General features: G+C 68.1%; 12 protein-coding genes. 5 read left to right on the top strand and 7 right to left on the bottom strand.

The genetic code is table 11. From position 1 onward, the window contains the following. Nucleotides 1–10: 10 nt before the first annotated feature. The 5 genes from pyrH to ACFSNB_RS00730 all read right to left on the bottom strand — a co-directional run bounded on the left by pyrH (nucleotide 11) and on the right by ACFSNB_RS00730 (nucleotide 3,992). Nucleotides 11–733 (bottom strand): UMP kinase, encoded by a 723-nt coding sequence (gene pyrH / locus ACFSNB_RS00750; RefSeq protein WP_377313542.1) that lies wholly within the window; start codon nucleotides 731–733, stop codon nucleotides 11–13. A gap of 203 nt (nucleotides 734–936) precedes the next feature. After that, complete coding sequence (tsf, locus tag ACFSNB_RS00745) at nucleotides 937–1,863, bottom strand: translation elongation factor Ts (protein WP_377313540.1); 927 nt, start codon at nucleotides 1,861–1,863, stop codon at nucleotides 937–939. Between the two features lie 99 nt (nucleotides 1,864–1,962). Next, the gene (rpsB, locus tag ACFSNB_RS00740; RefSeq protein ID WP_377313538.1) at nucleotides 1,963–2,757 is read right to left on the bottom strand and encodes a 30S ribosomal protein S2; all 795 of its coding nucleotides are present in this window, start codon (nucleotides 2,755–2,757) and stop codon (nucleotides 1,963–1,965) included. A gap of 334 nt (nucleotides 2,758–3,091) precedes the next feature. Then, complete coding sequence (locus tag ACFSNB_RS00735) at nucleotides 3,092–3,583, bottom strand: DUF6803 family protein (protein ID WP_377313536.1); 492 nt, start codon at nucleotides 3,581–3,583, stop codon at nucleotides 3,092–3,094. Nucleotides 3,584–3,665: 82 nt separating this feature from the next. Beyond that, nucleotides 3,666–3,992, bottom strand: coding sequence for a hypothetical protein (locus tag ACFSNB_RS00730; protein WP_377313534.1), 327 nt, complete (start codon nucleotides 3,990–3,992; stop codon nucleotides 3,666–3,668). A 146-nt stretch (nucleotides 3,993–4,138) separates the two neighbouring features. Between ACFSNB_RS00730 and ACFSNB_RS00725 the strand changes: the two genes are divergently transcribed. After that, entirely contained in the window at nucleotides 4,139–5,038 is a 900-nt protein-coding gene (locus ACFSNB_RS00725; RefSeq protein WP_377313532.1) for a YicC/YloC family endoribonuclease, read from the top strand. 98 nt (nucleotides 5,039–5,136) lie between these two features. Then, nucleotides 5,137–5,913, top strand: a complete 777-nt coding sequence (locus tag ACFSNB_RS00720) for a DsbA family protein (protein WP_377313530.1) — start codon at nucleotides 5,137–5,139, stop codon at nucleotides 5,911–5,913. 479 nt (nucleotides 5,914–6,392) lie between these two features. On the opposite strand, the gene alaS is transcribed toward ACFSNB_RS00720, so the two are convergent. Next, a complete protein-coding gene (gene alaS, locus ACFSNB_RS00715; RefSeq protein ID WP_377313528.1) occupies nucleotides 6,393–9,029 on the bottom strand; it encodes an alanine--tRNA ligase in 2,637 nt (878 codons plus the stop codon). 127 nt (nucleotides 9,030–9,156) lie between these two features. Between alaS and ACFSNB_RS00710 the strand changes: the two genes are divergently transcribed. Continuing rightward, complete coding sequence (locus ACFSNB_RS00710; RefSeq protein ID WP_377313526.1) at nucleotides 9,157–9,696, top strand: thermonuclease family protein; 540 nt, start codon at nucleotides 9,157–9,159, stop codon at nucleotides 9,694–9,696. 119 nt (nucleotides 9,697–9,815) lie between these two features. Here the strand turns inward: ACFSNB_RS00710 and ACFSNB_RS00705 are convergent, their stop codons facing one another. After that, nucleotides 9,816–10,628: an aminotransferase class IV family protein gene (locus tag ACFSNB_RS00705; RefSeq protein ID WP_377313524.1), complete on the bottom strand. Its 813-nt coding sequence runs from the start codon at nucleotides 10,626–10,628 to the stop codon at nucleotides 9,816–9,818. Between the two features lie 77 nt (nucleotides 10,629–10,705). Between ACFSNB_RS00705 and ACFSNB_RS00700 the strand changes: the two genes are divergently transcribed. Then, nucleotides 10,706–11,065 (top strand): MerR family transcriptional regulator, encoded by a 360-nt coding sequence (locus ACFSNB_RS00700; protein WP_377313522.1) that lies wholly within the window; start codon nucleotides 10,706–10,708, stop codon nucleotides 11,063–11,065. Between the two features lie 199 nt (nucleotides 11,066–11,264). After that, nucleotides 11,265–12,032: an N-acyl homoserine lactonase family protein gene (locus tag ACFSNB_RS00695; RefSeq protein WP_377313520.1), complete on the top strand. Its 768-nt coding sequence runs from the start codon at nucleotides 11,265–11,267 to the stop codon at nucleotides 12,030–12,032. The last annotated feature ends 61 nt before the right edge of the window (nucleotides 12,033–12,093 follow it).

Genomic DNA, 12,093 nt, shown 5'->3' with positions numbered 1-12,093 from the left:
GAACCCCTTTCTACTCGTTCTCGATGGTGGTGTAGCGGCCCTGGCCGGTGATCACCTGGGCGAACGCGCCGGGACGGTGCAGATCGAACACGACGATCGGCATCCGGTTCTCGCGACACAGCGCGATCGCCGCGGTGTCCATCACCGCGAGGTTGCGGGCCAGCGCCTCGTCGAAGGTCAGGTGGTCGTAGCGGACCGCGCCCGGATCCTTCTTCGGATCGGCGGAATAGACCCCGTCGACCTGGGTGGCCTTGAGCAGGGCGTCGCAGCCCATCTCGACCCCGCGCAGGGCGGCGGCGGTATCGGTGGTGAAAAACGGATTGCCGGTGCCGCCGGCGAAGATCACCACCCGCCCCTTTTCCAGATGGCGGATGGCGCGGCGGCGGATGAAGCTCTCGCAGACGGTCGGCATGGTCACCGCCGACTGCACCCGGGTCGCCACGCCGCGCCGTTCCAGCGCGTTCTGCAACGACAGGGCGTTGATCACGGTGGCGAGCATGCCGACATTGTCGGCGGCGGCCCGCTCCATCCCGTTGGCGGCGCCCTTGACCCCCCGGAAGATATTCCCGCCGCCGATGACGATGCCGACCTCGACCCCGAGGGCCCGCACCGATTCGACTTCCCCGGCAACCCGGTCGAGGGTGGCGGGGTCAAGCCCGTACGCCTGCGGGCCCATCAGGCCCTCCCCGGAAATCTTGAGAAGAACGCGGCGGTAAAGTGCGTCGCTGGCCATGGACTCCCTTTGGGGACTTGGTGGCGCGAAAGGCCGAAAGGCGCGCCCCTCGGGACGGGTCGGGGCCGGGCGGCGGCGATCATACACCATTCCGTCCCGCTGTCGCCCCTGTTGTCGCGGGGCCGCGCCGGGTCACACCGGGCGCCCCACCCGGCTCCCGCCCGTTCGGACGGGAGGGGGTGGGACGCCCGGTGCGGCGGAGATCAGCGGCCGAGCTGGGCGGCGACTTCGGCGGCGAAGTCGCTCTGTTCCTTCTCGATGCCCTCGCCGAGCGCGAAGCGGGCGAAACCGGCCAGCTTGATCGGCGCGCCGAATTCCTTGCCCTTGGCTTCGATCAGCTTGGAGATCTTGCTCTCCTGGTCGATCACGAACACCTGCTCGGACAGACAGACTTCTTCGTAGTACTTGCGGATGCGGCCTTCGACCATCTTCTCGATGACGTTGGCCGGCTTGCCCGAGGCCTGGGCCTGCTCGGTCAGCACCGCGCGCTCACGGTCGAGCGCCGAGGTATCGACCACGCTCGGATCGAGGAACAGCGGGTTGGCGGCGGCGACATGCATCGCGATCTGCCGGCCGAGCTCGGCCAGCTTGCCGGCGTCGGCGGCGGATTCGAGCGCGACCAGGCAGCCGATCTTGCCGAGGCCGGGGGCGACCTGGGTGTGGACGTAGGAGGCGACCACGCCCTGGGCGACCTCGAGCCGCACCGCGCGGCGCAGGTTCATGTTCTCGCCGATGGTGGCGATCAGGCCGGTCAGCTGGTCGCCGACAGTCTTGTCCGCGCCCGGGAAGGCGGCGGCCTTGATCGCCTCGACGTCATCGCCGACCGCGAGGGCCACCTGGGCCACGCCGGCGACGAAGCCCTGGAACTGGTCGTTGCGGGCGACGAAATCGGTCTCGGCGTTGACTTCGACCACCACGCCACGGGTGCCTTCGGCGGCGAGGCCGACCAGACCCTCGGCGGCGACGCGGCCGGCCTTCTTGGCGGCGGCGGCGAGGCCCTTCTTGCGCAGCCAGTCGATGGCGGCCTCAAGCTCGCCGGCGGTCTCGTTGAGCGCCTTCTTGCAATCCATCATGCCGGCGCCAGTCTTCTCGCGCAGCTCCTTGACGAGCGAAGCGGTAATCTCGGCCATGGGTGTGTTCTCCAGGGGGAAGTTCTGCGGGTTGGGCAAGGGGTCAAACGAATGGCGGCGACCAAAGCCGCCGCCATTCCAACACGGGAGCGCGCACGATCAGGCCGGCTGCGCGGCTTCCTCGGTCTCGGCGCCCTCGATCTCCGGGATCGCCTCGACCGGAGCCTGGGCATTGGCGCCGAGGTCGCCGCCGCTGCGGCTGATCTCGGCCTGAATGCCGTCGAGCACCGAGCCCGACATCAGGTCGCAGTAGGTCTGGATCGCGCGGATCGCGTCGTCGTTGCCGGGGATCGGGAAGCTGATGCCTTGCGGATCGCTGTTCGAGTCGATCACCGCCACCACCGGGATGCCGAGCTTGTTGGCTTCCTGGACCGCCAGCGCTTCCTTGTTGGTGTCGATGATGAACAGGATGTCCGGCAGCCCGCCCATTTCCTTGATGCCGCCCAGCGCCCGCTCGAGCTTGTCGCGCTCGCGGGTCAGGTTGAGCTGCTCCTTCTTGGTCAGGCCCGACAGGGCGCCCGACGACAGCTGCTCGTCCAGCTCGCGCAGACGGCGGATCGACTGGGAGATGGTCTTCCAGTTGGTCAGCATGCCGCCCAGCCAGCGGTGGTTGACGAAGTACTGGCCGCAACGACGGGCGCTGTCGGCGACGATGTCCGACGCCTGACGCTTGGTGCCGACGAACAGCACGCGGCCACCGGCGGCGGTGACGTCACGCACCGCCTGCATCGCGCGGTGCAGCATCGGCACCGACTGCTGGAGGTCGATGATGTGGATCCCGTTGCGCACCCCGAACAGGTACGACGCCATCTTCGGGTTCCAGCGGCGGGTGTTGTGGCCGAAATGAACGCCGGCTTCGACCAGCTGGCGCAGGGTAAAGGTGGGCAGAGCCATCGGGAAGATCCTTATGCTTCTCCGGTTGAACCTCCGCGGGCGTGGCCGGGGCAGACCCCGGCACCGGAGCGAACGGGCGACAGAACAAGGTCGCCGCCGCGGACCCGCGTGCGGATTGATCCGGGCTAGATACCCCCTCGCGGCCCGATTTGCAAGCGCCGCAAGGCCCCGCAAGAAACGTGGGCTCCGCCCACACCCGGCCCCGGGCCGCAAGGCCCTTGGAACCCATTCCTTTTTCTCGGCGCATCGGCTCCGCCCTGCCCCGCCCCAATCAAGGGGATCCAAGGGCCCTGTGGCCCGGGGCCGGGTTCGGGCGGAGCCCGCTTCACCTCCGTCAGTGGCTCATATGATGAGACATCGGCGCCGCGCCCAGCGTCGGGTCGAGCATCCCGAAGATCATCGCCACATGCGCCACCACCAGGAAGCCGCCGACCGCAGCGACATGCCAGCCCAGCCGACGCCGGGGCGACAGGCTACGGCCGAGCAGGCCGAGATCGAGCAGCGCCACCAGCCCGAGCGGCACCGCCCCGGCCAGATAGCAGCCGACCGCCACCACGTCGATCCAGCCGCGCCACGCGCCGCTCGCGGTCAGCGGCACCACCACGGTCGGCACGAGGTAGAGCAGGATCGCGGCGAACACCAGCCCGGCCAGGATCGCGGCGGCACGGTTGATCCGCCGCAGCGGGCCGTCGCCTTGGCCGGTGAACAGCAGCGCCAGTTCGGTGATCGCCAGCGTCTCGGCCAGGACCACCGGAATCGCCATGAAAATCAGCAGGTTCCACGGCTGATTGGTGGCAAGAAGCTCCATGTAATGGGTCATCGACATGATAAAGGCTCTCCGTCGCGGCCGCCTCGGGGCGGCCGCCGTCAAACAGGATTTCGATCGCAATGATAAGGATGTGACGGAGTCAGGAGAGCCGGGGCGGCGGCGCGGCCGGCGGCCAGACGCGCGAGCGGGGCGCGTGCAGGGCGACGGCCGACGGCGCGGCGGGCCGCAGGGTGGCCGGTGCCGTCAGCGGGACGATCAGCCCGGCCAGACCGGCCAGGACGCAATCGATCGCGCACAGCGGCGCCCCCGTCGCCGGGGCGGGCGCGGAGGAATGATGGGAACCGCCGCAGGCGACGAGTGCCGGCGCGCGCACCACCGTCCCGCCGCCGCCGGCCAGCGCCAGCACCGGCGCCAACAGCAGCAACAGGCCGAGCAGCACGAACATCGCCCGCCGTATCGTCCGCATTCGGGTTCCAAACCGCGATGACGCGGCCGGGATCGGCCGCCGGCGCACTTTACCCCACCCCTGCCCCGCCCCGCAGCTGTTTTCGAAACGGCCGGGCGGGAGTATAAGCCGGCGCGGAACGATCATCGCAGCAAGGAGAAGCCAGGGTGAGTGTCGCCAGCATGACCGGCTACGCGCGGAGCGAAGGACGCGACCAGACCGCGTCCTGGGTGTGGGAGGCCAAGAGCGTCAACGGCCGCGGCCTCGACCTGCGGCTGCGGCTGCCGGCCGGCTGCGACGCGCTGGAGCCGGCGGCGCGCGAGGCCGCCGCCCGCCGCCTCGGGCGCGGCAGCATCCAGCTTGGCCTGACCCTGACCCGCCAGACCGAGGCGGGCGAGATGCGGATCAACACCGCGTTGCTGACCCGGCTGGCCGACCTGTGCCGCGACTGGCAGGCGGCGCGGCCGGAGCTGGCCCCGGCCCGGCTCGACGGGCTGCTGGCGATCCGGGGCGTGGTCGAACCCGCCGCCGAGACCGAACCCGCCGACGACGAGGCCGGGCGCGAGCAGCGCCTCGCCGCGATGCGCGCCGGGCTCGACGCGGTGCTCGACCGCCTCGCCGCGATGCGGCGCGAGGAAGGCGCCCGCATCGCCGCCCTGCTCACCGGCCAGCTCGACCTGATCAGCGCGCTGACCCGCCGCGCCGAGGCCTGCGCCGCGCTGCGCCCCGAGGCGATCCGCGCCCGTTTCACCCAGCAGGTGGCGGCGCTGACCGAGGCGGCCCCCAGCCTCGATCCCGACCGCGTCGCCCAGGAAGTCGCCCTGCTGCTGGTCAAGGTCGATGTGCGCGAGGAACTCGACCGCCTCGCCGCCCATGTCGCCGCCGCGCGCGACCTGCTGACCCAGGGCGGGGTGATCGGGCGCAAGCTCGACTTCCTCGCCCAGGAATTCAATCGCGAGGCCAACACCCTCTGCTCCAAGTCGGCCGACGTCGAACTGACCCGGATCGGGCTCGACCTCAAGGCGGTGATCGACCAGTTCAAGGAGCAGGTGCAGAACATCGAGTGACCCGGGCCGCCTCCGCCGTGCGAGGGCGCTTGCCCCGGCGGCGGAGTCCGGCCAATATGCCCCCCTCATCCTCATGGATTGCGAAGGTTGTAGCCCCCATGATCGTCAAAGCCCTAGCCGCCCTCGCCGTGACTTCCGGCCTGGTCCTGTCGGCGTCGCCGGCCACCGCCCAGGACAGCGGCGCCCTGACTCCCAAGCAGGCCGAGGCGGTCAAGAAGGTGGTGCGCGATTACCTGATGGAGCATCCCGAGGTGCTGGCCGAAACCCTGGAGGCGCTGCGCGAGAAGATGCGCGCCCAGGCCGAGGCCGACGCCCACAAGATGCTCGAAGCCCGCAAGGACGAGATCTTCCACAACGCCGACGATCCGGTTGCCGGCAATCCGAAGGGCGACGTCACCATCGTCGAGTTCTTCGATTACAATTGCGGCTTCTGCAAGCAGACCTACGAGTCGCTGTGGGACGCGGTCAAGGCCGACGGCAAGGTCCGGCTGGTGCTGAAGGAACTGCCGATCCTCGGCCCGGATTCGGTGTTCGCCTCCCGCGTCGCCCTCGCCGCCCGCGCCGCCAACCCGGCCAAGTACGACGACCTCCACCGCGCTTTGATGAAGTATCGCGGCAAGCTCGACGAGAAGACGGTGCTGAAGCTGGCCGCCGACCAGGGCTACAACGCCGATCAGCTCAAGAAGGCCGCCACCGGCCCCGAGATCGACCGCGAACTGACCAAGATCTCCGACCTCGCCCATACCCTGGCGATCGGCGGCACGCCGACCTTCATCATCGGCGACCGCATCCTGTCGACCGCGCTCGACCAGACCACCGTGCGTCAGTTGATCGACAACGCCCGCAAGGGCACCCCGGCCAACGCCAAGAACTGACCGCCAATCACTGACGAAAACGGCGCGGCCCTCACGGTCCGCGCCGTTTTTTTGTGGAAATCCGGGGAAGAGATAACCGCGCCCCTTGTTGGGCACTCGCCCAAGACCATTTGGGGCGCCCCCCTTTAAGGCTCAATTCGCGTTAAGGGGGAAGACTCTTCGCGGGCTCTGCCCGCCCCCGCCAAGGGCCGCAAGGCCCTTGGAACCCTTTCCTTGCCCTTCGCGCGGCCAACACCCGCGCCCAAGCGGGAAGGCCGATCCGCCCCCGATCCCCAATGGGTTCCAAGGGCCTTGCGGCCCTTGGCGGGTGTGGGCGGAGCCCACATCACTCCAAAACCCGATATCCGCCGGACCGACTTAACGCGAATTGAGCTTTTCAAAAACAGGGGAGGTCTGGAGGCGGAAGCCTCCAGGCGGGTCGCGGGCGGCAGCCCGCGTAAGGGCGCGGACGGCACAACCGCCCGCAGCCCGTTACGGTCCTACTTTTCCAGCGCGGCGGCGATCGCCTCGACCGCCGCTTCGGCCTTGGCGGCATCGGGGCCGCCGGCCTGGGCCATGTCGGGACGGCCACCGCCGCCCTTGCCGCCCAGCGCCTCCGACCCCACCCGCACCAGATCGACCGCGCTGAACTTCGCGGTCAGGTCGGCGGTCACCGCCACCACCAGCGAGGCCTTGCCGTCGGCGGTGGCGGCCAGCGCCACCACGCCCGAGCCGATCTGCTTCTTGATCTCGTCGGCCATTCCCTTCAGGTCCTTGGCCGGCACCCCGTCCAGCACCCGGCCGGCATAGGTGATCCCGGCAATCGTCCGGGTCGCCGCGCCCTGGCCGCCGCCGGTGGCGAGCTGCTTGCGCGCCTCGGCCAGCTCGCGTTCCAGCTTGCGGCGGTCGTCCAGCACCTGGGCGATGCGGGCCGGCAGATCGGCCGGGGCGATCCGCAGCGTCTCGGCGGCGCGGTGGAGCAGATCCTCCTCGGCCTGGGCCCAGGCCAGGAACGCCGCCCCGGTCACCGCCTCGACCCGGCGGATGCCGGCCGCGACCGCGCTTTCGCCGACGATCTTGAAGCCGCCGATGTCGCCGGTGCGGCGGACATGGGTGCCGCCGCACAGCTCGACCGAGAAGGTCGCAGCCTCGCCGCCGCCCATCGTCACCACCCGGACCTCGTCGCCGTACTTCTCGCCGAACAGGGCCATCGCCCCGGCCTTGATCGCCTCTTCCTGGCCCATCACCTTGGTGGCGACCCCGGCATTGGCGCGGATCTGGCGGTTGACCTGGGCCTCGACCGCGCGCAGTTCGGCCAGATCGAGCGCCTGATTGTGGGCGAAGTCGAACCGCAGCCGGTCGGGGCCGACCTGGCTGCCCTTCTGGGTGACGTGCTCGCCCAGGGTCTGGCGCAGCGCGGCGTGCAGCAGGTGGGTGGCGGAATGGTGGGCGCGGGTGGCGTCGCGCCGCTCGGCATCGACCACCAGCCGGGCGTCGCTGCCGACCGCGAGCCGGCCGCTTTCGACCACGCCGCGATGGATGATCAGGTCGCCCAGCTTCTTCTGGGTGTCGGTGACCCGCAAACGGCCGGTGGCGGTCTCGATCAGGCCGGTATCGCCGACCTGACCGCCGGACTCGCCGTAGAACGGGGTCTGGTTGACGATCACCGCCACTTCCAGCCCCTCGGTCACCTCGGCCGGCTCGGCATTGGCGGCATCGACGAAGGCCAGGATCCGGCCCTCGGCCTCGGTGGTGTCATAGCCGAGGAACTCGCTGGCCCCCAGCCGCTCCTTGAGGTCGAACCACGCCCCCTCGGTCGCCGCCTCGCCCGAGCCGGCCCACGCCGCCTTGGCGCGCTGGCGCTGCGCCTTCATCTCGGCGTCGAACCCGTCGGTATCGACCGCGATCCCCCGGCCCTTCAGCGCGTCCTGGGTCAAATCGAGCGGGAAGCCGTAGGTGTCGTACAGCTTGAACGCCACCGCGCCCGGCAGCTTCTGACCGCCGCCCAGCGCCGAGATCTCGTCCTCCAGCAGCTTCAGCCCCTTGTCGAGGGTGGCGCGGAAGCGGGTCTCCTCGGTCTTCAGCGTGTCGGCGATCGCCGCGCTGGCCCGCTCCAGTTCGGGATAGGCCGGCCCCATCTGCCGCACCAGCGCCGGCACCAGCCGCCACAGCAGCGGATCGCGGCAGCCCATCATCTGGGCATGGCGCATCGCCCGCCGCATGATCCGCCGCAGCACATAGCCGCGCCCCTCGTTCGACGGCAGCACCCCGTCGGCGATCAGGAACGCCGACGAGCGCAGATGGTCGGCCACCACCCGGTGCGACACCCGGAACGGGCCGTCGGGATCGGTGTTCGAGGCGTCGGCCGAGGCCTCGATCAGCGAGCGCAGCAGATCAACGTCGTAATTGTCGTGCTTGCCCTGCAACAAGGCGGCGAGGCGCTCCAGCCCCATCCCGGTGTCGATGCTGGGCTTGGGCAGCGCGAGGCGGGTCTCCTTGTCGACCTGCTCGTACTGCATGAAGACGAGGTTCCAGATCTCGATGAAGCGGTCGCCGTCCTGGTCGGCGCTGCCGGGCGGACCACCGGCGATCTTCTCGCCATGGTCATAGAAGATCTCGGAACAGGGACCGCACGGGCCGGTGTCGCCCATCGCCCAGAAATTGTCGGAGGTCGGAATGCGGATGATCCGCGAATCCGGCAGGCCGGCGATCTTCTTCCAGTGGCCGAACGCCTCGTCATCGTCGTGATAGACCGTCACCAGCAGCCGCTCGGCCGGAATGCCGAACTCGCGGGTGATCAGGGTCCAGGCCAGCTCGATCGCCCGTTCCTTGAAATAGTCGCCGAACGAAAAATTGCCCAGCATCTCGAAGAAGGTGTGATGCCGCGCGGTGTAGCCGACGTTATCAAGGTCGTTGTGCTTGCCGCCGGCGCGGACGCACTTCTGCGCGGTGGTGGCGCGGACGTAATCGCGCTTCTCCACCCCGGTGAAGACGTTCTTGAACTGCACCATCCCGGCGTTGGTGAACATCAGGGTCGGGTCGTTGCGCGGCACCAACGGGCTGGACGGCACCACTTCATGGCCGTTTTTCTCGAAGAAGCCGAGGAACGTGGAGCGGATGTCGTTGGCGGTCTGCATGGCGATCCTGAAACAACGGAAAATGGGGCGGCGGAGTAACCCGGCCGCAAGGCGGGTCTATTTACCGCGCGTCGCCTTGACCTGTCCAGGTTTTGCACCGCCGTTATCGTCGTGCTAGACTCGCGTCATGCGTGCCCTGCCCCTCCTGCTTCTCGCCCTGCTCCCGGCCGTCGCCAACGCCCAGACCGCCGCCCCCACCCCGCCCCCGCCGCTGCCGCGCTGCGCCGAGGACGCCGACGGCACCGCCTGCGCCTGGGGGCGCGCCGAGGCGTTCGATGCCGGCTCGCTTCAACTCCATGGACTCTCGGTCAGCCTGATCGGCATCACCGTGCCCGGCCGCAAGGATCTGTGCGCCAGCCGCGCCAGCCGCGAGGAATTCGACTGCGCCCGCCTCGCCAAGCGCAAGATGGCCGATCTGGTCAGGAACGGCGTCGCCTGCGAACTGCTCGATGTCGGCGGCGGCGAATTGTGGGGGCGCTGCCGCACCGTCGAAGGCGATCTTGGGCGACTCCTGGTTCAGGCCGGCGTCGCCCGCGCCGCCAAGGATGGACCTTATGAAGATAGCCAGCTTCAGGCGATCAATGCCAAGCGCGGGTTATGGGCCGGTGATGTCGTCCTGCCGCGCGATTGGGATAACGCCCGGCACAAGGCGCTCGATAAGGATTAGAAAATAAAAGAAAACGTGGGCTCCGCCCACACCCGCCAGGAGCCAGCGGCTCCTGGACCTGCTTCGATGGTCGTTCGTGGCCAGCAATCTTCAGCTTGGGCGCGGGCAACACGGGAAAGTCAGAAATTTTCAGGAGGCTCCTCCCGGTAAGCTTGGTGCAGGATATCCAGGAACCGGGACGACATAGGCAGATCCTGGGCACCGATCCGGCTGACTGAAACACCCGGAGTCCAGGAATTCATCACCGCGGCGCCCGCCATCCCCTTCAGCCCCTCGAGCGTGATCGGTTGCTGCCGTTGTGGAACGCCGAGCCGTTGCAGTTGGCGCCGGACAATCGCCATCGTGATCCCCGGAAGCATGGTTGCTTCAGGCCAGATCACCGCCTCGCCGTCCCAGAAAGCCAGATTCCAGATCGTGGCCTCGCTGAGCCGTCCCTCGGAATCGATGAAGGCGGAATCATCGAACCCCGCATGCACCGCTTGACGCAGATAAAGGGTCTTGGCCGACTCGCCGACATGCTTGATCGTCGGCAGAAGCCGTTGATGCGCCACGGCCATCAGCCGCAACGGGCCGGCCGGGCCGGTCGCGGCCGGGCCGGTTCGCACCAGAACCGCCGGATCGTTGGCCAAGCCCGTGGGCGTGAATTCTCCCGTGCGCGAAAACATCGTTGCCGTCAGCGACAGATCGGCGGGACCATCCGCCAGCGCCGAACGGAGATAGGCGCAAACCTGATCATCCGGCAGGGCGCTGCCAAAAAAGACCCGTGATGCCGACCTCAATCGGGCCAGATGAAGATCCAGGCCGCGCACGCATCCGGCCCGCACCTGCATGGCGGTGAAATGGGCGAAGCCGGCAAAGGCCAGCGGGGCCAGATCGATGGCGGTGGCCGGACGCCCGTCGAGATGGGTTTGAAACTGAACATTTTCCGACATCGGCTTGCTCCCGGGCGGTTTACCAGATCAAGCCCGTGCTATAGCCTGTGACAGCACTGTCAGGGTCAAGCCCCGTCATGAAGATCGGTGAACTGTCCCGGCGAACGGGCGTCAGTATTCGCATGCTGCGCTATTATGAGGCCGAGGGACTGCTGGCTCCCCGGCGAACCGAGCGCGGCTATCGGGCCTACCAGCACTCCGACGAAGAAACCGTCATTCGCATCAAGGCATTGGGACTCGCCGGCCTGACCTTGCCGGTAATCCGCCAGTTTCTTCCCTGCGCCCTGGTGGGGCGGCCCGACTTTGAACCCTGTGACGAATTGAAATCTCTTCTGCGTCGTCAGATCCTTGTGGTTGACCACCGGATCGAAACGCTGAACCAAAGCCGCGCCCTGCTGGCCGACCTGCTGGCGCAGCTGGACGCCTCCACCCCGTAGCCCGAAAAGAGCGGGGGTCGTCGGCACGGGGGGCATCCCGGCGCAAGACGCTCGATTAAGGGTGGCCTCCGCCGACACCCGCCAGGAGGCGACGGCTCCTGGACCTGCTTCGATGGTCGTTCGGGGGCGGCACCTCTCAGGTTGGGCGCAGGCTGCGGTTCAAGATAGACTCGACACCGCTTTATTAAGGTCGCGCCCGATGTCCCTGAAGATTTTCGCCTTTTCCTGCGGCACGATGACCGCCGAATTCGCCCGCGTGATGGACGGTGGCGCAGGCGACGTCACGATGCCGATCCCGGCCTTTCTGATCGAACACCCGAAAGGGCGAGCTTTGTTCGATACCGGGCCGCACCCTGACTGCCAGCGCGACCCCACCGCCAGAATCGGCAAGGAGATGGCCAGCGCCTACCGCCTCTCGTTTCAGCCAGGGGAAGAGATCAGCGCCCACCTGGAAGCGATCGACCGGGATCCCGGGAAAATCGACCTGCTGATCAACTCGCATTTTCATTTCGATCATGTCGGCGGCAACGCGCTGATCCCCAACGCGACCCTGTTGGTGCAACGGCGCGAATGGGAGGCCAGCCGAGACCCGGACAAGGCCGCCTTGCACGGTTACGATCCACGGGATTTCGACGTCGGCCACAAGGTCCGCCTGATCGACGGCGAGTATGACGTCTTCGGCGACGGTTCGGTCACCTGCCTGCCGACACCCGGCCATAGTCCGGGGCATCAGTCCTTGCGGCTGAAACTCGCGAACGGCACCGTTGTCCTCGCCGCCGACGCCAGCTTTTTCCGCCGAACCCTACGGGAACGAAGGCTGCCGCGATATATCGACGATCGTGACAGCCTGCTGGCTTCCCTTGACCGCCTGCAAGCCCTTGAGCAGGGCGGCGCGCGGATTCTGTTTGGTCACGATCCCGATTGCTGGAATATCCCACCGCAAAAAGACGACAACATAGAATATTGATTTTGAAATAAAAATGGGGTCAGGGGCCTCGCCCCGGGCGGGTGCGGGCGGCAGCCCGCCA

Origin of the sequence: Phaeospirillum tilakii (genome assembly GCF_042683125.1) — a bacterium.
Lineage (GTDB): Bacteria > Pseudomonadota > Alphaproteobacteria > Rhodospirillales > Magnetospirillaceae > Phaeospirillum > Phaeospirillum tilakii.
The sequence above is the reverse complement of the archived record's forward strand: the minus strand, read 5'-3'. Positions and strand labels throughout refer to the sequence as shown.

Coding starts and splice junctions, on each gene's coding strand:
- pyrH (WP_377313542.1), bottom strand. CDS start 733: ATGGCCAGCGACGCACTTTACCGCCGCGTTCTTCTCAAGATTTCCGGG.
- tsf (WP_377313540.1), bottom strand. CDS start 1,863: ATGGCCGAGATTACCGCTTCGCTCGTCAAGGAGCTGCGCGAGAAGACT.
- rpsB (WP_377313538.1), bottom strand. CDS start 2,757: ATGGCTCTGCCCACCTTTACCCTGCGCCAGCTGGTCGAAGCCGGCGTT.
- ACFSNB_RS00735 (WP_377313536.1), bottom strand. CDS start 3,583: ATGTCGATGACCCATTACATGGAGCTTCTTGCCACCAATCAGCCGTGG.
- ACFSNB_RS00730 (WP_377313534.1), bottom strand. CDS start 3,992: ATGCGGACGATACGGCGGGCGATGTTCGTGCTGCTCGGCCTGTTGCTG.
- ACFSNB_RS00720 (WP_377313530.1), top strand. CDS start 5,137: ATGATCGTCAAAGCCCTAGCCGCCCTCGCCGTGACTTCCGGCCTGGTC.
- alaS (WP_377313528.1), bottom strand. CDS start 9,029: ATGCAGACCGCCAACGACATCCGCTCCACGTTCCTCGGCTTCTTCGAG.
- ACFSNB_RS00710 (WP_377313526.1), top strand. CDS start 9,157: ATGCGTGCCCTGCCCCTCCTGCTTCTCGCCCTGCTCCCGGCCGTCGCC.
- ACFSNB_RS00705 (WP_377313524.1), bottom strand. CDS start 10,628: ATGTCGGAAAATGTTCAGTTTCAAACCCATCTCGACGGGCGTCCGGCC.
- ACFSNB_RS00700 (WP_377313522.1), top strand. CDS start 10,706: ATGAAGATCGGTGAACTGTCCCGGCGAACGGGCGTCAGTATTCGCATG.
- ACFSNB_RS00695 (WP_377313520.1), top strand. CDS start 11,265: ATGTCCCTGAAGATTTTCGCCTTTTCCTGCGGCACGATGACCGCCGAA.